Here is a 19,960-nt window from a genome sequence, read left to right on the forward strand (position 1 = left end):
CGCACCTTAGCGTGCTGGGGGGCGCGTTCAAGCGGTTGACATGCGCGCCGTGGGGTCCGCAGTGCGGGTCCTGGGCCTGTGTGCTCAGAGGGGCCGCGCCAGCATGGAGTGGAGGGCGTCGGGATCCGTCAGCGGCAGCGAGCAAGTGGTGCCCTGGCAGACATAGGCCGCCGCCCGGGCATCGTCAGGCACGGTCTTGCCGTGGGCCGGGTGGCTGAGAGGCAGGTGCGCGCTGGCCATGTTGAGCACGAGTGAGGGCAGGGGCGATGTGAGGGCAATCCTCCGGAGTTCATCGGCCGGGTGTCCCTCGCCGGCGATCACCACCTGGACCGCATTGAGGAGGGTATCAAGCCCGTTGAGATAGGTGCACATGGGGAAGAAGTTGCGCGACAGTTCACCGGCGAAAGTGCGGATAATCTCGTTGGCCCGGCCGCGATATGTTTCCTTGCCGGTGAGAAACCAGAGACGGGCGAGGTTCTCAATCATCGTCCCGTTGGCTGAGGGGGTTGCGTCGTCGGTGACGGAGCGGGTGCGCACAACGAGGGCTTCTGCATCGTCAGCCGTGAAGAAGTATCCGGCGCCTTCCACGTCCCAGTAATGGGCATGCACCTCTTCGGCCCAGGCTTCTGCCTGCGACAGGAATGTCCGGTCGGATGTCGTTTCATGCAGGGCAAGTGCGGCCCGGATCATGTTGGCATAGCCGTCGGCCATGGCCAGGTGTTGCACCCGCCCGGCGCGGAAAGCGTGGTGCAGCCTGCCATTGATGATCATTCGTGTACGGATGAAACAGAACGCGCGTGTGGCAGCTTCAACCCAGGTCGGTTCGTTCTGAGCGGCGCCGGCGCGGGCGAGGGCCGCAATCATCTGGCCGTTCCAGTCAGTCAGAACCTTGTCGTCCCAGGCAGGGCGGATGCGGGGCGCGCGGGTTTCGAACAACACTTCACGCATGCGCGCAAACAGGGCTTCGGTGTCCCTGTCGAGTTGGTCGGGCTGGTCGAGCCTGTTGAGAATGGTGTGGCCTTCGAAGTTCCCGGCGGCGGTGACGTCGTAGGCCTGCTTGAAGCGGGCGACATCCGCTGACGAAAAGGCGCTCAGGCTCGTGTCGATCTCGGCTTCGGTCCACACATAGAACTTGCCTTCCTCCCCTTCGCTGTCCGCGTCAAGGCTTGCTCCGAACGCGCCTTCTGGGGTGACCATCTCGCGCAGCACCCAGTTGACTGTTTCGTGCAGGCGTTCCGGAAACAGGGGGTCGTCGGTGCCGAGGGTCACCAGGTTCAGCAGCTCAATGAGACGGGCGTTGTCGTAGAGCATCTTCTCGAAATGGGGGACGAGCCAGCGCTCATCCACCGAGTAGCGGGCGATGCCGCCGCCGAGATGATCGTAAATACCGCCCTGGACCATGCGGGCGAGGGTATGGGTGACCGCATCGCGATGGCGGTCGTCACCGGTACGCAGCCAGGCGCGCCAGAGAAGTTCGAGCAGGAAAGGCTGGGGGAACTTAGGCGCGCCGCCCACGCCGCCATGCTCCGGGTCGATATGGCCGGCGAGGCGATCAGCGACTGTATCGAGGACGTCCGGAGCAGGTTCACCCTGAGCACCGGCTTTGGCCTGGTCCTGCAGGGCGTTCCTGATTGCATTCTTGTTGGTGGCGACCTTGTCGCCCTCGTCATGGTAGATGCGCGCGATTTCGCGGCAGACATCAGCGAAGCCCGGCCGTCCATAGGTGGCTGTCTTCGGGAAATAGGTGCCACCCCAGAAAGGCTCTCCCTCAGGCGTAAGAAACATGGTGAGGGGCCAGCCACCCTGTTCTCCTAGGGCGTGAAGGGCTGACATATATATCGTGTCGATGTCTGGCCGCTCTTCCCGGTCCACCTTGATGTTGACGAAGAGCTCGTTCATCACGGCGGCCACCTCGTCATCCTCGAAGCTCTCATGGGCCATGACGTGGCACCAGTGGCAGGCGGCATAGCCGACGGACAGCAGGATCGGCTTGTTGGCGACCTTTGCTTCCATGAGGGCGTCGGGGCCCCAGGGACGCCAGTGGACCGGATTGTCCTTGTGCTGAAGAAGATAGGGGCTGGTCTCTTCGCAAAGCAGGTTTTGTGACATGGTGTCCCTTGAGATAAACGGGGCGGCATGGACCCCATCTAGGCATGCAGGAGCATGGCATGAAGATCAATATCGAGGTCGATCTCACCCCGGACGAGGCGCGGCGCATGCTGGGCCTGCCGGATCTTGCGCCGATGCAGGAAGAGCTGGTTGCGCAGATCAGCGACCAGATCAAACGCAATGTGGCCTATATCGATCCTGAGCTGCTGGTGAAGACCGCTTTGCCAGTGGGGCTTGAGGGTGTGGACCGGCTTCAGAAAGTGCTGTGGTCCGTTGCCAAGTCGGCGGTCGGTGACGGCGCCGGGGCGACAAAAGGCGATTCACCGGCGCCAAAGAAGGCTGCCAAGTCCCGGAGCCGCCGCAGCTAATCGGCGCCGACGATCTCATGGAAGAAACAGTTTTTGCCTTGTCCAGCGGTCAAGGGCGGGCGGGTATTGCGGTTATCCGCGTCAGTGGGGATCGGGCGCGGTTGGCGCTTGAGACGCTGAGCGGCCGCGCTGTTCCTCCATCGCGGCGTGCCAGTGTGCGGCGTCTGGCTGATCCGGGCAATGGTGAGCAGCTGGATGAAGCTCTGGTGCTGTGGCTTCCGGGTCCCGCGACAGTGACCGGTGAAGACATGGCCGAGCTGCATGTGCATGGAAGCCGGGCTGTGGTGGGTGGGGTTCTCGATGCACTGGGGACTCTTGAAGGTCTGCGCCTTGCCGAGCCAGGAGAGTTCACCCGCCGGGCTTTTGCCAATGGCCGCATGGACCTGACCCAGGTGGAAGGGCTGGCGGACCTTATTGATGCAGAAACAGCCGGGCAGCGGCGGCTGGCGCTGGCCCAGGCGCAAGGGGCACTGGCTGCGCGGTGCAGTGAGTGGCGCAACCGGCTTGTGCGCGCTTTAGCGCTGGTTGAGGCGGAAATTGACTTCAGTGATGAGGAGCTGCCCGACGGGCTGGATGATCAGGCGCTGTCCATGGTGATGGGTGTCGCCAAGGAAATCCGGGAGGTGGTCGCCTCCGGGTCCCGCGGTGAACTCATGCGCGATGGTGTGCAGGTGGCAATCCTCGGGCCGCCCAATGTGGGGAAGTCGAGCCTTCTCAATAGGCTGGCGGGTCGTGACGCCGCGATCGTGTCCGACATATCCGGGACCACGCGGGACATTGTGGAAGTTACCCTTGATCTTGGTGGTGTGCCGGTGGTGCTGGCCGATACGGCTGGCTTGCGGGAGACGGATGATCCGGTGGAGCGGGAAGGGATATCCCGGGCGCGGGCCCGGGCGTCTGCGTCAGACATTGCCGTGTGGGTCGTCGACCTTGCCTATCCAACACCACCGGTCTGGCCTGAGGAGCTTCAGGCTGCGCGGCGGGTGGTGGTGGGGAACAAGGGCGATGTGGGCGACACGTCCTTTCCCTGCGGCCTCGTGGTCTCGGCGACCTCGGGCAGTGGGATGGAGGACCTGGAGCGGTTTTTGGCAGATGCGGCACAGGATCTGGCCGGCGGGGCTGATGGGTCAACACTGGTGAGCCGCGTCAGGCAGCGGGAGGCTCTGGCCGACTGTCTTGCATGCCTTGACCGGGCCTGCGAGGAGGCCTGGGGAGAGGCGGCCTTGGCGGGCGAGGAAATACGGCTGGGGCTGCGGGCGCTTGGTCGTCTTGTGGGCCGGGTGGATGTCGACGATATTCTGGACGTCATCTTCCGGGATTTCTGTATCGGGAAGTAGCTGCGATCTGGGCAAGTAGCGGTGTTAACACCCGGTTAACCGTTCCTGAGGCCATGTGAGGACTGCCTGCGGCGTCCGTGATTCACGGGTCTTCGGCTGCCGGTGTTTCACGTGAAACAAATGGAGTCCAAAGCTGTGGATAATCTCCATGGCGACCCCTTCTCTCTGTGTTGCAGATGGGATATGCACCCGGTCCATGATCTCCATGTTCAATATCATCGACCCGGCGGATGGATTGCGCTGCGATGTCATCGTGATTGGCGGCGGCCACGCCGGCTGTGAGGCTGCGTCGGCGTCGGCGCGCATGGGGGCTGATACGCTCCTGGTGACACATCGGGCGGACCGGATCGGGGAAATGTCCTGCAACCCGGCTATCGGCGGGATCGGCAAGGGACATCTGGTTCGCGAAATCGACGCGCTGGATGGCCTCATGGGCCGGGTGGCGGATCAGGGCGGTATTCAGTTTCGTGTCCTGAACCGGCGGAAGGGGCCGGCGGTCCGTGGGCCCCGTGCCCAGGCGGACCGGAAACTGTATCGCGAAGCGATGCAGGCAGCGTTAGGGGCGCAAGATAATCTCCGCATCGTTGAGGCACCGGTAGAGGACCTGATCTGCCAGGGCCGGGAAGTATCAGGGGTGGTTCTGGGGGACGGCCGGAAGCTCCATGCCGCATCGGTGGTGCTGACGACGGGGACCTTCCTCCGAGGTGTCATCCATATGGGTGAGGCCAAAAGCGCCGGCGGGCGCATTGGTGACGTACCCGCGATAGGTTTGGCGGAAACCCTTGACCGTTTCGGTCTTGCGCTCGGCCGTCTGAAGACCGGGACACCGCCGCGCCTTGATGGACGTACGATCCGCTGGGATGTGCTGCCTGAGCAGAAGGGGGATGATCCTCCCGAGCCTTTCTCGTCTCTGACCTCGGTGATTAGCCAGCCGCAGGTGAGCTGCTTTGTGACCGGGACGACAGAGGCCTCCCATGAGATCATTCGGGGCAATCTTGACCGGGCGCCGATGTATTCCGGTCAGATTGAGGGTACAGGCCCGCGCTACTGCCCGTCCATTGAAGACAAGGTGGTCCGGTTTGCTGAGAAAGACCGGCATCAGATCTTCCTGGAACCCGAGGGTCTGGATGATCCAACCGTCTATCCGAATGGTATTTCAACGTCGCTGCCGGAAGACGTGCAGCTTGCGTTCCTGAAGACCATTCCGGGGCTGGAAGAGGCCCGGATGATCCGGCCGGGTTATGCGATCGAGTATGATTATGTAGACCCGCGGGAGTTGTCGGCGGGGCTGGCGGTCAAGTCTGTTCCGGGTCTCTATCTGGCGGGTCAGATCAATGGCACGACCGGATATGAGGAAGCCGCAGCCCAGGGCTTGCTGGCCGGGCTTAATGCAGCATCGCGCGCTGGTGGTGCGACTGAGATGTCGTTTGACCGGGCCTCGAGCTATCTCGGTGTTATGGTGGATGACCTGATCACGCGGGGGGTGAGTGAACCCTACAGGATGTTCACCAGCCGGGCGGAATACCGCCTGAGCCTTCGCGCCGACAATGCGGACCAGCGGTTGACCCCTCTGGGCCTTGCTTTGGGGTGCATTGGGCCGGAACGGCGCGACCATTTCGCCCGCAAGGAGGCCGATCTCGGCAAGGCACGGGCGCTTCTGGAGAACTTGTCCATGCTTCCCAGAGAAGCGGCAGAGTGGGGTCTCAAGGTCAATCAGGATGGGGTACGGCGGTCGGCATTCGAAATGCTGCGGTATAGGGACGTGGATATGGCCTGGCTGGCCGGAGTCTTCCCGGAACTCGGGTCCCTGGATCCCGCGGTGGCGCAACAGATGGAGATTGAAGGTGGCTACGCCGTTTATCTTGAGCGTCAGGCAAATGACATCCGAGCTTTTGAGCGCGATGAGAATGTGAGGCTGCCTCGGGACCTGGATTATGAGGGTGTGCCCGGCCTGTCGATCGAGTGCAGACAAAGGCTGTCCCGGGTGCGGCCGGCAACCCTTGGCCAGGCAGCCAGGGTTGAGGGCGTGACCGCATCTGCCGTGACGGCGCTGCTCATGTATCTGCGCAGCGGTCGCGGGGGCGCGGTCAGTGCCGCGGAATAGGGGCCGCGCGTCCGGTTGGTCCGGCCTGTCTGTGGATAAAGGTCTGCAAGTGTCTGAGATTGAATCCGTTTCCGGTCTAGCCGGTGTTTCACGTGAAACACGTGGACGGCTCGAGACCTATCGCGATCTTTTGGTGAAGTGGCAGGCGCGGATAAATCTGGTGGCCCCCTCAACACTCGAGGATGCGTGGGTCAGACACTTCGCTGACTCAGCGCAGCTGATAGCTCATGCGCCCGACAGGGTCCGGCTGTGGCTGGATGTGGGCAGCGGGGCGGGCTTTCCTGGGCTCGTGGCGGGCATCATGCTGATGGAAACTCATCCGGATTCGCAGGTATGCCTGATCGAAAGCGATACGCGGAAATGCGCCTTCCTGCAGAGTGTGGTGGCTGAGACAGGTGCGCCGGTAAAGGTCATACCCATGCGGGTCGAAAAGGCGGAGGCGGCTGTCGCCGCGCTCGGCCACACCGCCGATGTCATCTCCGCGCGGGCGGTAGCACCGATGCCCCGGCTGATGGAAATGATTGCGCCTTATTGGTCACAGGGCTGCATCGGATTATTTTTAAAGGGACGAGATGTAGCGTCGGAATTGACCGAAGCCGCAAAATATTGGACGATCAGGACCTCCCACATCCCCAGTAGCACCCCGGGGGATGGGGTCATACTCAAGCTGGAGGAGCTTGCCCGTGTCCGCCCCGAACACCCCCATTGATGCGTCCATGACGAAGCCTGACTCCGTCGATCTGTCCTCCCTGCGTGCCGGTGGCGGCCGTGAAGGTCAGCCGCGCGTGCTGGTGCTGGCCAATCAGAAGGGCGGCGTCGGCAAAACGACCACGGCAATTAATCTGGGTACGGCGCTTGCCGCGGTTGGCGAGCGCGTGCTGGTCGTCGACCTTGATCCGCAGGGTAATGCCTCCACGGGTCTCGGGGTTGACCGGACCAGCCGCCCGGTCTCCGCCTATGATGTGCTTGTCGGCGAGGCCAGCATCGAAGAGGCGCTGATTGACACGGCCGTGCCGGGACTGTCGCTGGTCGCATCCTCCATGGATCTTCTGGGGGCTGAGCTTGAGCTGGCCGATTTCGACCACCGCTCGCACCGGCTCTCGGATGCGCTGGCGGCCTTCACCTCGTCGGACGCGGGCGGGGCCTTTTCCTACGTGCTGGTGGACTGCCCGCCATCGCTCAACCTGCTGACCATCAATGCGATGGTTGCAGCCGATGCCATCCTGGTGCCGTTGCAGTGCGAGTTCTTCGCTCTTGAAGGTCTCAGCCAGCTGCTGCGCACGGTGGAGCGGGTGAAGACCAGCCTGAACCCCGACCTGGAAATCCAGGGCATTGTCCTGACAATGTTTGATAAGCGGAACAATCTGTCGGACCAGGTGGCGGCGGATGTGCGCGACTATATGGGCGACAAGGTCTACCGCACGGTGATCCCGCGCAATGTGCGCATTTCCGAGGCGCCGAGTTTCGGCAAGCCGGCGCTGGTCTATGACTACAAGTGCGCCGGGTCGAAGGCCTATATGAAGCTGGCCTCGGAGCTGATCCAGCGTGAACGGACAATCCGCCAGGCTGCGGCCTGAAAGGGACAGCCCGGCGCGGGCCCTGCCGATGACGCTAAGACCCCTGACCGGGACAGCTAACACTTCTTGAAAAGTAGGGCCGGGTAGGGCCAGCCCTGATCCGGCCCGGCACAGTTCAAGCACATTGACCCCTCTCCGGAGGCAAAAAGGAATACGAATATGGCGGCAGAAGACGGAAAGCGGCGCGGATTGGGACGCGGACTTGCAGCGCTGATCGGAGACGAGACTCCGGCCGGTGCGGCTTCAGGACCCGCGGCGACCATCAGCCCGAACACGGTTCCCATCGAGTTCCTCCGCGCCAACCCCTACCAGCCGCGCCGGGACTTCACCGAGGAGGATCTTGCGGATCTCACCCAGTCGGTGAAGGAGAAGGGCATTCTGCAGCCCATCGTGGTGCGGCCCGTGTCCGGTGCGACCAACGCCTTCGAGATTGTCGCCGGTGAACGCCGCTGGCGCGCGGCCCAGGCCGCCAAGCTCGACCGGGTGCCGGTCACGGTGCGTGACCTGACCGATGCCGAGACGCTCGAGATCGCGATCATCGAGAACGTGCAGCGCGCCGATCTCAATGCGATCGAAGAGGCGGACGGCTATCAGCGCCTGATGGATGAATTCAAATACACCCAGGCGGACGTCTCCAAGCTCATCGGCAAGAGCCGCTCGCATGTGGCGAACACGCTCCGCCTGCTCGGCCTGCCGAAGAAGGTGCGCGGGTTCGTTGCCGCCGGTGATCTGACAGCCGGCCATGCCCGCGCGATCATGGGCCATGAAGATGCGGTCGCTCTTGCCCGCAAAATCATCGACGAGGGGCTGTCTGTCCGCGAGGCCGAGGCCCTGGGCAAGACCGGCCTTGAAGAGCAGCCATCCGGCAAGGCGAAGGGCGGCAAGGTGACAGCCCTTGAAAAGGACGCGGATACGCGCTCGCTTGAACGGAACATTACCGACGCGCTCGGCCTTGCCGTGTCGATCGAGCACAAGGGTGACAAGGGCGGCAAGCTGGTCGTCACTTACAAGACGCTCGATCAGCTCGATGAGATCTGCCGGCGCCTTGCAAACGGCAAAATCTAGCCGGACAGCGTCTAACCGACAATCAATCTGTCATTATTCAGGCCGCCGTTGCTCTCAGCTTCGGCGGCCTGCTGCTGCCGCACGGGCAATGCTCATCATGGCCCGGGCCACAATGGCCTCCGACAGCGGCCCGGCACCCCGGCACTGAGCCTCGGCGTCGGCCAGCATGGCGAGCGCGCCATCCAGCCGCCGCCGTGACCATACGGCACATTGGCGACGCATGGCCGGCTGACGAGAAAAGTGGAGCGGCGGCCTGAGGCTGCGCAGGATCTCGTCCAGCCGCCCGCCGCGCTCGACACGACCGAGAACCAGGTGCAGCCTCTCAAGATGCATCGTCAGTGCACGGATCATTCTTTCTGGCGCCACCCCGCTCTCCACGAGTTTGGCAAAGCTCACATCCAGCTTCTGCATGTCGCCGCCGGCCGCACTGTCGATGGCATCATCGACGCCGCGCGCATCCGCACCACCAACGCTGGCGGCAATGTCATCCAGCGTTACGGGGCTTTCGCCATTCTTGTAGAGAATGAGCTTTTCGATCTCGTTACGCGACAATTGCCGGTCGGCGCCTAGCTGCTCCACAAGGGCGAGAATGACCGGGTGATCCGCGTCCAGCCCTGCGTCCCGCAACATCCCGGCGGCAAGCTTTTCCAGGCTCTCGGCAGTGTCCGCATAGCAGGGCAGGCAGGCAGCATCTTTGGCGCTTTCGACGAGCTTGCGCAGGGCTGACCGCGGGGTGAGATCACCTGCTTCGAGGATCACGAAGCCGTCGCCCGGTTGCTCAAGATAGGATTTCAGCGCCTTTGCAGCCGCCTCGCCTGCATCCCGCACGCGGACAACGCGCCGGCCGCCGAACATGGCAACGGCGCCGGCTTCATCAGCCAGCCGGGCCGGATCCCCCTTGAGGACACTTTCCTCCAGATCGGCAACAGAGAAGGGGTCGTCAGGCGTATCCGTCAGTGCACGGAGCAACTTGCCGCCACGCTCGCGGACGAGACCCAGGTCGGGCCCGTAAATGAGCGCGGCCCTGACCGTGTCCGGCGGCTGTTTGATGAACCGGTCTATTTCAGCGGGTTTGAGTTTCACGGACGGAACCGGGCCATGGCAGCGGGTCAGTCGGCGCTGTCGATGGCAACGGGCTCCGGGAACCGGGCGCTGGAAGCTGCACGATCATCACCGGCGCCAATGAGCGTGGTGCCGTCAGGCGCCGGAGAGACCAGCGGCTGATCCACCGGCTCCGGCGGTGTGGCGCTGCGTGCCGGGGCTGCCTTGATACGGTTGGCCTCCTCGAGTGCTGCCTTGCGGCGCTTTTCGGGAGATGCAAGTTCCGACAGGGCGATGGAGAGACGCTGTGTGATCACGGTCGCCACAGCCGCAGCAGCGCGTTCCTCGGCATCACGCAGCGCGATGACATTCGCATATTCGGAATCAAGGCGGTTGAGCGCCGCGTTGCGTTGCACCGAGGAGCTGAAGACCGGAGCCCCGGTCTCGTTGTCGATCAGCTGGTATGTCGCGGTCAGCGTGTAGTTACGACGCAGGACGGTCGAGTTTTCCTGCACCAGGAGATCCGCGACCATATCCTGTAGGGCGACGCTGAGAGTGAACTCCGGACGCGCCGGCGTGCCGCGCGGGGTCATCTGGCTAATCAGCTCATTGCGGACATGCTGGCCGACACGGCCGAAATCGATTTGCCCGACCTCAACCGACTGGATGCCCGTGCGCGCGGCTGCTCCCTCGGCGGAATTGCCGTAAAGCGGGCGGAATGAACAGGCGGCAACCCCGGCCACCAGACCAAGGGCCAGCAGGCTCCTCGCCAACAGCTTCACGGCCTTGTTCATGCGTCATCCACTCCTGTCGCGCGGGATTGGGCAGGGCCTCAAGGACCCCAACTCACCTTACCCGACAATGTTGACGATACGGCCGGGAACCACAATGACCTTGCGCACCGGCTTGCCATCAAGGGCCTTGGTCACCTTGTCCAGCGCCAGCGCTGCCTGTTCGATGGCCGTCTTGTCGGCGTCCCGTGCGATGGTCAGTTCGTCGCGCTTCTTGCCGTTTACCTGCACCGGCAGGGTCATGGTGTCTTCAACCAGCAGGCTGTCGTCTGCCTGCGGCCAGGCCTCGTTGACGATCAGGCTGTCATTGCCGATTGCCGCCCATGCTTCTTCGGCCAGATGCGGGATCATCGGCGCACTCAGCTTCACCAGCGCCTCGGCTGCTTCGCGCACGGCAAATGCATCGCCGGGGTCGCCCTCGGCGGGCTTGAAGCCGGAGAGCGCGTTGACCAACTCATAAAGCCGGGCCACGGAGCTGTTGAAGCGGAACGCCTCGATCCCTTCGGTCACACCCTTGATTGTCTTGTGTGTTTCCTTACGCAGGCTAAGAGCCTGATCGGAAAAGGTATCAGGGACATCGGCTTCGGGCGCACACATATGGGCGCTGTTGCCGGTCACCGCACGCCACAGACGCTGGGTGAACCGCCAGGCACCTTCAACGCCGGATTCAGTCCATTCGACATCGCGCTCGGGCGGGCTGTCGGACAGCATGAAGAAACGCGCAGTGTCCGCCCCGTATTCGGAAATGATGTCGGTCGGGTCGATGACGTTCTTCTTCGACTTGGACATCTTCTCGACGCTGCCTATGGTCACCGCTGTGCCGGTTTCCCGGCTGCGGGCCACTGTCCGGCCATCGACGGTTTCAAGCGTCACGTCTGCCGGGGACAGCCACGCGCCTGCTTCGGACTTGTACGTCTCATGGGTCACCATGCCCTGGGTGAACAGGCCGGCGAACGGCTCGTCGATCCCCACATGGCCTGTCTTCTTCATTGCGCGGGTGAAGAAGCGCGAATAGAGCAGGTGCAGGATCGCGTGCTCGATGCCGCCGATATACTGGTCCACCGGCAGCCACTCATCGACTGCTGTGCGGTCGGTGGGGGTTGCAGCGTCAGGCGCCGTGAAGCGGGCGAAGTACCAGGACGAATCCACAAAGGTGTCGAAAGTGTCGGTCTCGCGCCGGGCATCGGCCCCGCATTTGGGGCAGGGCACGTTTTTCCAGGTCGGGTGCCTGTCCAGCGGATTGCCGGGCACGTCGAAGGTCACGTCTTCGGGGAGTTCCACCGGCAGGTCAGCCTTGGGCACCGGCACCACGCCACAGCTATCGCAGTGGATGATGGGGATCGGGCAGCCCCAATAGCGCTGACGGGAGATGCCCCAGTCACGCAGCCGGTAATTCACGGTGCCTTCGCCCCGGTCCAGATCCTCCAGCCGCGAGATCGCCCGCGCTTTCGCGTCCGCCACCGGCAAGCCGTTCAGGAAATCAGAGTTGATCGCCACACCGTCTCCGGTGAAGGCGTCCTGTCCCGCTTCGATCTCCGCTGCGAAGCTTGGATCGTCTGCCTTCTCCTTGGGGGCGACCACGGCCTTGACCGGTAGACCGTATTTGCGCGCGAAGTCCATGTCGCGCTGGTCGTGCGCCGGGCAGGCGAAGATGGCACCGGTGCCGTAATCCATCAGCACGAAATTCGCAATGTAGACAGGCAGCTCCCAATCGTCAGCAAACGGATGTTTTGCCGTCAGGCCCGTGGCCAGCCCGCGCTTTTCGGCCTTCTCGATCGCTTCCTCGCTGGTGCCGAGGCTCTCGCATTCCGCTATGAAGTCGGCGACCTCCGACGAGGTTTTCGCCAGCCGCTTGGCCAGCGGGTGCTGCGGTGAGATCGCGCAGAAGGAAGCGCCGAACAGCGTGTCCGGGCGGGTGGTGAAGACTTCAAGGGTTTCCCCGGCCTCGGCAGCCTCGCCGGAGAGCGGGAAGAACACACGCGCGCCCTGAGACTTGCCGATCCAGTTCTTCTGCATCAGCCGCACTTTTTCGGGCCAGCGCTCGAGGGTCTCGAGACCTTCCAGCAGCTCGTCGGCGACATCGGAAATCTTGAGGAACCACTGGGTCAGCTCGCGCCGTTCGACCGGCGCGCCCGAGCGCCAGCCCTTGCCGTCAATCACCTGCTCATTGGCCAGGACAGTGTTGTCCACGGGATCCCAGTTCACGGTGGATTGGCGGCGTTCGACGATGCCTGCCTCAAGAAAGTCGAGGAACAGGGCCTGCTCGTGCTTGTAGTAATCAGCGTCGCAGGTGGCGAATTCCCGCTCCCAGTCGAGGGACAGGCCCATCACCTTCAGCTGCCCGCGCATGGTGGCAATGTTGTCGTAGGTCCAGCCCTTGGGATGCACGCCTTTTTCCATGGCGGCGTTTTCGGCCGGCATGCCGAAGGCGTCCCAGCCCATCGGGTGCAGTACGGCGTATCCGCGGGCACGCTTGTACCGCGCGACCACATCACCCATCGCGTAGTTCCGCACATGGCCCATGTGGATGCGGCCTGAGGGGTAGGGGAACATCTCAAGGACGTAATATTTCTCGCGCGGGTCGTCGGCGCCCGGCGTGCGGAAGACGTTGAGCTCTTCCCAGGCCTTCTGCCATTTCGGCTCGGCGGTCTTCGGATTGTAGCGGTCAGGGATCGGCTGGTTGTCTGTGTCGGTCGTCATGATGTCGATCATCGGGCGATGGGCCGCGGCACGGATGTCCGCGGGCGGGGTTTCCCGCTGCATAAACGAAAAGGGCACGGGAGTGAAACGCCCGTGCCCTGAATTCTGATGTCTCGAGGTGCCGCACGCACGCTGTGCAGGCTTATTCCTCGGCAGCCAGTGTATCAATGCGCAATTGGCGGGCGCGGATGAGAATGGCGTTCTCAAGCTGTGCGGAGGTGCCCGGGGTCACGGCCGCATCTGCCCAGCCGGTACCGTCCGGGGTTTGCTGCTGCTTGAAGACCGACACTTTCACGCCGTCAGCCCGTAGCCGCGTATCGAGAATGTAGATCGTCATCTTAAACCGTTCGGCGGGGGCTTCAGGCGCCGTGTACCAGTCAGTGATAATGACGCCGCCGAAAGGATCCGCTGAGGCGAGCGGCATGAAGGAGGTGGTGTCGAGCGAGGCGCGCCACAGGAAGCTGTTGACGCCGATGCCGTTGCCATTGCCGCCGTCACCGCCGGAGCCCAGCGAGAACAGGCCGCCTTCGCCGAAAATGCCGGGCTCGGTCACCGCGCGGCTGTTGCCAAAGGGGTCGCTCTTGCCGCCGGGCTTTTCGGTCGGATAGCGCTGTTCGCCCTCGGAGCCGGCGCAGGCGGCGATGCCGAGCGTCAGGACACAGGTGACGGCAAGTGAGACTAGCTTTTTCAAGGGACTGCCTATCCGACATTAAGTGAAGGGGCGGGCCGGCGGGCACCGGAAAACCCGTGTCTTGCTTATAGCGAGCCGCATACCGCGGGGGCAAGAGGCGCGCCGGTTGGCCCGGGCGCATTAAGCATGCCCGGCCTTTGAGGCTACTTGGTCTCCGCCCGTCGGCCAGGTTCAGACGGAGCCACGGCGGGGTGCCCACCCATTGCGGTTTTTGTGCAACACACCGGGTGGCGGATGTGTCGGATCGTGCTTCTGCAACGTGCTGGGTGGTACTTGATGGGACAGTGGGATCATCGGTCCAGGGGCGGGTTTGCGGGAATTTCACGCCTCCGGACCCAATTTTGGTAACGGACCGTTAGGGAAATGTGGCGGCTCTGCCACAGGAGGCCGTTTCCGCGCGCAACAGGCGTCCGGACAGCTTGACGGTGGGCCCGCAATGTCAGAGTTTCCCAGTCGAGCATGGGGGGCGAGCTTCGTCCCGTTTGGGCATGTTCTTGTGCTCTGTAAGCACACCTCTTTTTGAATGTGAGGGACAGATGAAGAAGCTTCTTGGAACTACCGCCCTGGTGGCCGCCGCTTTCGCGACCGCGCCTGCCATGGCTGCTGATAAGATCAAGATGAAGGTCGGCGGTTACTTCGTCGGCGCCATCGCCGCTGTTTTCGATGCTGATCTGGGTGCCGGTGGCGCCACTGATGAGCGCACCATCCGCTTCGCCCGCGAAGCGGAAATCCACTTCAAGGGTTCCACGACCCTCGACAATGGCGTTGAAGTGGGTGTGAAGTTCGAGCTCGAAGGTGGCGACGACCAGTCAGGTGCTGGTTCACCCAATGCCGCTGCCACGTTCGATAACCTCGACGAAGCCTATATCTGGGTTGAAGGTGCGTTCGGTGAATTCCAGTTCGGTGACCAGGACGGTGTCGGCGACCAGATGCCGATCGTTGCTCCGTCTCCGTTCCTGGAGCACTTTGCCAACGACACCGATCTCGACCCGATCGGCGGCGTGTTCGACGGTGGCATCAACACCGTTCCGGATTTCTCCGGCGACTCGACGAAGATCATCTACTTCACCCCGCGTCTCGCTGGCTTCCAGGCCGGCCTGTCGTTCGCTCCGGAGCGTTCCGAGCTGTCGGGTGACGAGACCTACTCCGACGCCATCTCTGGCGACGACACCTACGAAAACATCTTCGAAGCCGGCCTGACCTGGGAATACGGCTTCAACGGTGTGGACCTCGGTGCCTCCTTCGTTTACGTGACCGCCGAAGACAATGGCATTGGCGTAAACGACGTTGACGACTGGGCCGTTGGTGCGTCTGTCGGCTTCGCCGGCTTCACCGTGGGCGGTGCCTACGGCGAGAAGGAATCCGCTTCCTCCGGTAACGAAGAGTACAAGGCCTGGGACATCGGCGTCACCTACGGCACCGGTCCGTGGACCTTCGGTGTTGAATACGCCGCTGCCGACCGTGACGAGAACAACGCTCTCCTCGGTGTGCAGGAAATCGACGACACCGCCATCATCGGTGGCGTGGCCTACTCCCTCGGCGGTGGTGCCAACGTGTCTCTCGGTTACAAGTACGGCGAAGGCGATGCCAACAACCGCGAAGGTTCGGCTCTCTTCACCGAATTCGGCGTGAAGTTCTAAGCTTCACACCATTTGGTTACGGGAAGGGCGGGTCTTCGGACCCGCCCTTTTCTTTTGCCTGACCGGACCCCAGACGGGATGTCCGGCTGAGGCCTGATCAGGGCTGAAATCTGATCCCGGCCACCCCAACAAGGTTCGGCCAGCTGCCTGCGCAGGCCATGGCGTGCCGGGCATTGCCTGTGTGAATGCCACCAAGAGCATAGGCGGGCAGCGGTGCGACTTCTTGCAGGAGTTTCGACAGACCGAGGGGCCCCAGCGTGTGTGCGCCGGGATGGCTTTTCGTCTCAAAAACGGGTGACAGGGTCACAGCGTCCGCAACCAGAGGGCCGGACATGACTGCACGGGCTGCCGCCGAAGAATGGACAGCCGTCGTGACCCGCAAGCCTCCGGCGCGTGCCTTCCGTATCTGCCCCCTCCGCCCTCGCCATAGGCCTTCGGGCACATGGACACCGAAGGCGTTGACCTCAAGGGCCAGGTCGACGTCCCCACCGATCAGTAGTCGCAGGGATTGCTTGCGGCAGATCCTGGCCAGATCCTTGGCCAGTGCGGCCCGGTCCGGATGATCGTAGTCCCTCAGGCATAGGATCGATCCTGCGGGGATAAGATGGGCCAGATCTGCTGCCAGTCCCTGGGCCATCTCGTCGGTCATCACCCATAGCGGCGGCCAATTCCGGCTGACGGCTGTGTGCGCGCGATGCCGGGCGGCGATGCTTGCCACCGCATGGAGAGCAGCTTTAGTGTTTCGCCCCATGAGCACCGATCCCAAGACGTCCGCCGCAGGCGGGCTGGACATTGTCCGTACACAAATCGCCAAGGCCGCATTGCGTGCCGGGCGGTCTGCGAACGATATTACGCTTGTGGCTGTCAGCAAAACCTTCCCGGTAGAGCACATTCGTCCGGTTCTGGAAGCAGGCCAGCGTGTGTTCGGCGAGAACCGGGTTCAGGACGCGCAGCAGAAATGGCCGACGCTCCGCAACGACTGTCCTGATGCCCACGTTCATCTGATCGGACCGCTTCAAAGCAACAAGGCCAAGGACGCGGTGGCGCTGTTTGACGCCATTCATTCGGTGGACCGGCCCAAGATCGCGCGCGTTCTTGCCGAAGAGATGGACCGGCAGGACCGGCGCCCGGATGTCTTCCTGCAGATCAATACCGGTGAAGAGCCACAGAAGGCCGGCATGCTTCCGGCGGACGCGGATGATTTCATCCAGTCCTGTGTCGAGGAGCATGGGCTCCCGGTGCGGGGCCTCATGTGCATTCCACCTGCGGATGAGAATCCGGCGCTACATTTCGCGCTTCTGGCAAAGATCGCGGCCCGGAACGGGCTGAACGGCCTGAGCATGGGCATGAGCGGAGACTTCGAGACAGCCATCGAGCAGGGCGCGACCCATGTGCGCGTCGGCAGTGCCATCTTTGGTTCCCGCGGCTGAGTACGCCTCTCTTACCCCTTCGGCGGGTGAATGGTGATGGTGCTCCGTCGATCTGCCAGGGCCAGAACCCGATTGAGGTCATCCGGGCTGAGTGCCACGCAGCCGAGCGTCGGCCGGAAGTCTTCGCGCGCCACATGCATGAAAATTGCGCTGCCGAGACCGGGGGTGACCGGGTCATCATTGTGACCCAGCACCACGATGGTGTCATAAAGGCGGTCCTTGCGGCGCAGCTTTTCGCAGCTTGCCGGATAGGGCAGCCGGACCGGGCGATTATAGGCTGGATCACCGGGTGCATCGCACCATCCATCGCGGGGGCCTATGGGGACGCAGGATAACTCCGTATCCGGATGATCGCGCCTGTCGGGGCGGTAGAGGATGCGGCGCAGCGGGTAGCTGCCTGCGGGTGTCGCCCCGTCTCCTTCCACGCCGTTGACGACGATGCCGTTGCGTCCCAGCGCACAGGGCAGCACAAGCTGCCCGATGGTCAGGACACCATGATGCGGCTTTGGGCCACGCTGGCGAACGTCAATTCTCATGGGACCAATCTAGCATGGGGGCCGCGCAGCAGTGCCACTGGCCTCACAGCCCTCAGGCATCCGGCCGCAAGGACGTGTCCCGGGCAGCATGATCCTGCCCGGTGCTCTCAGCCGCTGTGCCGAAGCTTTCCATCAGGGCGTCAAAAGCTGCGGGGGACAGGTTGGGGACAGGTGCCCCGCCCAACGCTGATGCCTGGGGCGGCCGGGCGGGTCCGGCACTGGATGCCTGTGCCTTGGACTGAAGGGCTGCCTGGCGCGCGGCGGCGGCCTGCACGGCGGCCACTTCATCGGCCACGCGGGCAGAGGCGCCATTGGCCTGTGCGGCAGGCTCATCCTGCGGCGGTGCATCGCCGGACTCCGCGAGCAGGGTGTCTGTGCCCTTTGCCGGATCATCGTCGCCGAACAAAGCGGTCATGACATGGCCACCGATGTCGTCGCCGGAAAACTCCTCGATGGCCACATCAAGAAGTGAGCCTGCAAGGCCGAGCACGCCGCCGAACAGGGCGCCACCGGCGACCTTGGCGGGGGCGCTGATTTCGTCATCTGTCAGGTGACGATAAATGTTGGAGACGACAGGCAAGTGGTGCAGCGGGTTGATGACGTCAAGAAAGTCATCAAAGGACAAGCCATCACCCTCGTCGTCAGACAGGCTGGCGGTGGTTATGGGTGTGTCAGGGCCTGAGCCGTCCGCGGATGCCGTCCGGGTCTGCTCAGCAACATGACGGGCGAAGTCACCCTGGGCTGCCATGCGGTCATCCAGTGCGCGCCCGAAGCGGTGGGTGCGCTCCGGCAGCGGTGCGGCAATTGGTTCCGGTGAGGCGGCTGTGAGGACGGCTGCGGACATCTAATTCTCCTTTGGACAGATGTCTGCAAGGCCGGGGCCACCGGCAATCTCATATATTTCAACCACTTAGCGTTGCGCCATGGCACGTCGGCAGGCAAAATCTGCCGGGTGGGCGGCATGATCGGACACAGGGCTTCGCTCACGCATCGTTGACGTGTAGGTGAAGGACTGTGTGTGGCGGAGTTGCAGGGCCAACCTCTACATAACCCACACGGAAAGGGCCGCTCCTCCCCGTGGATGTGTTGGGGTGGCTTTCAGGTGATCACCCGGCCGGGACGGAGACTGTCCGTATACGGCCTGATAAGCGGCGGGGGCCACTTATGAGCAATATCCGAAAGATCCTGCTGGTCGATGATGACGACGCCCTGCGCGACTCGCTGGCCGAGCAGCTCGATCTGCATCAGGAATTCGAAGTCACCAGCTGCGACAAGGGCGCGGACGCGGTGAAGCTGGCCAAGGACGCGCACGTGGACCTCATCCTGCTGGATGTGGGCTTGCCGGATATGGACGGGCGTGAAGTCTGTCGTCTGCTGCGTAGCCAGGGCGTGAAGTGCCCGATCGTCATGCTTACCGGGCATGATTCCGATGCCGATACGATTCTGGGCCTCGACTCCGGCGCCAATGACTATGTCACCAAGCCGTTCCGCTTTGGTGTGTTGCTGGCGCGGATCCGCGCCCAGTTGCGGCAGCATGAGCAGAGCGAGGACGCCGTCTTCAAGATCGGTCCCTATACCTTCAAGCCCGCAGCCAAGCTGCTGCTGGAGGAGGAGGCCAACAAGAAGGTGCGGCTGACCGAGAAGGAAACCTCGATCCTCAAATATCTCTACCGCTCAGGTGACCGGGTGGTGGGCCGCGACGTGTTGCTGCACGAAGTCTGGGGTTACAATGCGGGTGTCACCACCCACACGCTTGAGACCCATATCTATCGCCTGCGTCAGAAGATCGAGGCCGACCCGTCCAACGCGGAAATCCTCGTGACCGAGACCGGCGGGTATCGCCTGGTGCCGTGAGGCAGCGAAGCAGGCACATGTCCCTTCTGCAATGAAAAAGGCGGCGCCCCTTGGGGGTGCCGCCTTTTTGCGATGCCGAGCGGCCTGTGGTGTCAGGCCTTGATCTCTGCGGGCGCCTTGGCGCGGGTCGTCAGTGTAATAATGATCAGGATCGACAGCATCAGCGGTGCGCCGGCAAGGGCGGCGAAGAAGAACACCATCGGGCTGATGAGCAGGGCGGCGAGCGCCAGCATCAGCACGGCATTGATCATGATGAGAAGAAGGGTATTTGGATTGGTCATGAGGTGAGCTCCTGGCTGCTACTCTTCACTGCGTGTGCTCCCCCACAACGCGGAGTGTATATGCCCCTCCAGGCTCCGCACCGGTAGTGACATGGCGCCGCATGCGCGCTTTTGCGCACCACTGAGGCGGGTCTCTCCGGCGTTAATACTCAATAGGGGTGCAGGGTTTGCGGAAGGCAGGGAATGGGCGAAGGCATGTCACCTGAGGAACGGCTGATCCGCTTCATGCTGGGTCACATGGCAGCCGGGATCGCCGCCGGGCTGGTCTTTGGCGGGGCTCTCATCGCCACCAATGTGGCCGGACTGAAAGACCTTCTTTTCGCTTCAAGGGACGGATGGCTGTTTGCCATCCTGTTCTTCATGGGCCTGTCTGTCACCTTCGGCAGCCTGGCCATGGGGGTGGCCATCATGCTGGACAAGACGCCGCGGGACTGAC

The 19,960-nt window shown here is 63.1% G+C and carries 19 protein-coding genes; 10 read left to right on the forward strand and 9 right to left on the reverse strand.

From position 1 onward, the window contains the following. Nucleotides 1-84 precede the first annotated feature (84 nt). Nucleotides 85-2,109: a thioredoxin domain-containing protein gene (locus HG718_RS13560; RefSeq protein ID WP_160587144.1), complete on the reverse strand. Its 2,025-nt coding sequence runs from the start codon at nucleotides 2,107-2,109 to the stop codon at nucleotides 85-87. 59 nt (nucleotides 2,110-2,168) lie between these two features. Between HG718_RS13560 and HG718_RS13565 the strand changes: the two genes are divergently transcribed. The 6 genes from HG718_RS13565 to HG718_RS13590 all read left to right on the forward strand — a co-directional run bounded on the left by HG718_RS13565 (nucleotide 2,169) and on the right by HG718_RS13590 (nucleotide 8,560). Then, on the forward strand, nucleotides 2,169-2,477 hold the full coding sequence (locus HG718_RS13565) for a DUF6489 family protein (protein ID WP_188658428.1): 309 nt from the start codon (nucleotides 2,169-2,171) through the stop codon (nucleotides 2,475-2,477). Nucleotides 2,478-2,494: 17 nt separating this feature from the next. Beyond that, on the forward strand, nucleotides 2,495-3,814 hold the full coding sequence (gene mnmE / locus HG718_RS13570) for a tRNA uridine-5-carboxymethylaminomethyl(34) synthesis GTPase MnmE (protein ID WP_160587145.1): 1,320 nt from the start codon (nucleotides 2,495-2,497) through the stop codon (nucleotides 3,812-3,814). Nucleotides 3,815-4,010: 196 nt separating this feature from the next. Next, complete coding sequence (gene mnmG, locus HG718_RS13575; RefSeq protein ID WP_244617635.1) at nucleotides 4,011-5,918, forward strand: tRNA uridine-5-carboxymethylaminomethyl(34) synthesis enzyme MnmG; 1,908 nt, start codon at nucleotides 4,011-4,013, stop codon at nucleotides 5,916-5,918. Nucleotides 5,919-5,949: 31 nt separating this feature from the next. Then, entirely contained in the window at nucleotides 5,950-6,627 is a 678-nt protein-coding gene (gene rsmG, locus HG718_RS13580; protein ID WP_205345643.1) for a 16S rRNA (guanine(527)-N(7))-methyltransferase RsmG, read from the forward strand. Between the two features lie 7 nt (nucleotides 6,628-6,634). Beyond that, nucleotides 6,635-7,495: a ParA family protein gene (locus tag HG718_RS13585; protein ID WP_160587146.1), complete on the forward strand. Its 861-nt coding sequence runs from the start codon at nucleotides 6,635-6,637 to the stop codon at nucleotides 7,493-7,495. 159 nt (nucleotides 7,496-7,654) lie between these two features. Then, on the forward strand, nucleotides 7,655-8,560 hold the full coding sequence (locus HG718_RS13590; RefSeq protein ID WP_160587147.1) for a ParB/RepB/Spo0J family partition protein: 906 nt from the start codon (nucleotides 7,655-7,657) through the stop codon (nucleotides 8,558-8,560). 54 nt (nucleotides 8,561-8,614) lie between these two features. Here the strand turns inward: HG718_RS13590 and holA are convergent, their stop codons facing one another. The 4 genes from holA to HG718_RS13610 form a co-directional block, all read right to left on the reverse strand. Continuing rightward, the gene (holA, locus tag HG718_RS13595) at nucleotides 8,615-9,643 is read right to left on the reverse strand and encodes a DNA polymerase III subunit delta (RefSeq protein WP_160587148.1); all 1,029 of its coding nucleotides are present in this window, start codon (nucleotides 9,641-9,643) and stop codon (nucleotides 8,615-8,617) included. A gap of 26 nt (nucleotides 9,644-9,669) precedes the next feature. Further along, the gene (locus HG718_RS13600) at nucleotides 9,670-10,395 is read right to left on the reverse strand and encodes an LPS assembly lipoprotein LptE (RefSeq protein ID WP_160587149.1); all 726 of its coding nucleotides are present in this window, start codon (nucleotides 10,393-10,395) and stop codon (nucleotides 9,670-9,672) included. 57 nt (nucleotides 10,396-10,452) lie between these two features. Beyond that, nucleotides 10,453-13,092, reverse strand: a complete 2,640-nt coding sequence (leuS, locus tag HG718_RS13605; protein ID WP_160587150.1) for a leucine--tRNA ligase — start codon at nucleotides 13,090-13,092, stop codon at nucleotides 10,453-10,455. Between the two features lie 142 nt (nucleotides 13,093-13,234). After that, entirely contained in the window at nucleotides 13,235-13,783 is a 549-nt protein-coding gene (locus HG718_RS13610; protein ID WP_205345644.1) for a DUF3576 domain-containing protein, read from the reverse strand. 536 nt (nucleotides 13,784-14,319) lie between these two features. On the opposite strand from HG718_RS13610, the gene HG718_RS13615 reads away from it, so the two are divergent. Continuing rightward, nucleotides 14,320-15,423: a porin gene (locus HG718_RS13615; RefSeq protein WP_160587151.1), complete on the forward strand. Its 1,104-nt coding sequence runs from the start codon at nucleotides 14,320-14,322 to the stop codon at nucleotides 15,421-15,423. A 97-nt stretch (nucleotides 15,424-15,520) separates the two neighbouring features. Here HG718_RS13615 and HG718_RS13620 read toward each other — a convergent pair whose 3' ends face one another. Beyond that, nucleotides 15,521-16,072 (reverse strand): thiamine phosphate synthase, encoded by a 552-nt coding sequence (locus HG718_RS13620; protein WP_160587152.1) that lies wholly within the window; start codon nucleotides 16,070-16,072, stop codon nucleotides 15,521-15,523. Nucleotides 16,073-16,172: 100 nt separating this feature from the next. Here HG718_RS13620 and HG718_RS13625 point away from each other — a divergent pair, with 100 nt between their 5' ends. Beyond that, on the forward strand, nucleotides 16,173-16,853 hold the full coding sequence (locus HG718_RS13625; RefSeq protein WP_160587153.1) for a YggS family pyridoxal phosphate-dependent enzyme: 681 nt from the start codon (nucleotides 16,173-16,175) through the stop codon (nucleotides 16,851-16,853). A gap of 11 nt (nucleotides 16,854-16,864) precedes the next feature. Here the strand turns inward: HG718_RS13625 and HG718_RS13630 are convergent, their stop codons facing one another. Continuing rightward, on the reverse strand, nucleotides 16,865-17,389 hold the full coding sequence (locus HG718_RS13630) for a L,D-transpeptidase family protein (RefSeq protein ID WP_160587154.1): 525 nt from the start codon (nucleotides 17,387-17,389) through the stop codon (nucleotides 16,865-16,867). 52 nt (nucleotides 17,390-17,441) lie between these two features. Beyond that, nucleotides 17,442-18,233, reverse strand: a complete 792-nt coding sequence (locus tag HG718_RS13635; RefSeq protein WP_160587155.1) for a hypothetical protein — start codon at nucleotides 18,231-18,233, stop codon at nucleotides 17,442-17,444. Nucleotides 18,234-18,553: 320 nt separating this feature from the next. Here HG718_RS13635 and HG718_RS13640 point away from each other — a divergent pair, with 320 nt between their 5' ends. After that, nucleotides 18,554-19,243, forward strand: a complete 690-nt coding sequence (locus tag HG718_RS13640) for a response regulator transcription factor (RefSeq protein WP_027840410.1) — start codon at nucleotides 18,554-18,556, stop codon at nucleotides 19,241-19,243. Nucleotides 19,244-19,335: 92 nt separating this feature from the next. On the opposite strand, the gene HG718_RS13645 is transcribed toward HG718_RS13640, so the two are convergent. After that, nucleotides 19,336-19,524 carry a hypothetical protein gene (locus HG718_RS13645; protein ID WP_160587156.1) on the reverse strand — a complete coding sequence of 63 codons (189 nt, stop codon included), beginning with the start codon at nucleotides 19,522-19,524 and terminating at the stop codon, nucleotides 19,336-19,338. 183 nt (nucleotides 19,525-19,707) lie between these two features. Between HG718_RS13645 and HG718_RS13650 the strand changes: the two genes are divergently transcribed. After that, nucleotides 19,708-19,959 carry a hypothetical protein gene (locus HG718_RS13650; RefSeq protein ID WP_205345645.1) on the forward strand — a complete coding sequence of 84 codons (252 nt, stop codon included), beginning with the start codon at nucleotides 19,708-19,710 and terminating at the stop codon, nucleotides 19,957-19,959. Nucleotide 19,960 lies beyond the last annotated feature (1 nt).

This window comes from Pyruvatibacter mobilis (assembly GCF_012848855.1).
GTDB lineage: Bacteria > Pseudomonadota > Alphaproteobacteria > CGMCC-115125 > CGMCC-115125 > Pyruvatibacter > Pyruvatibacter mobilis.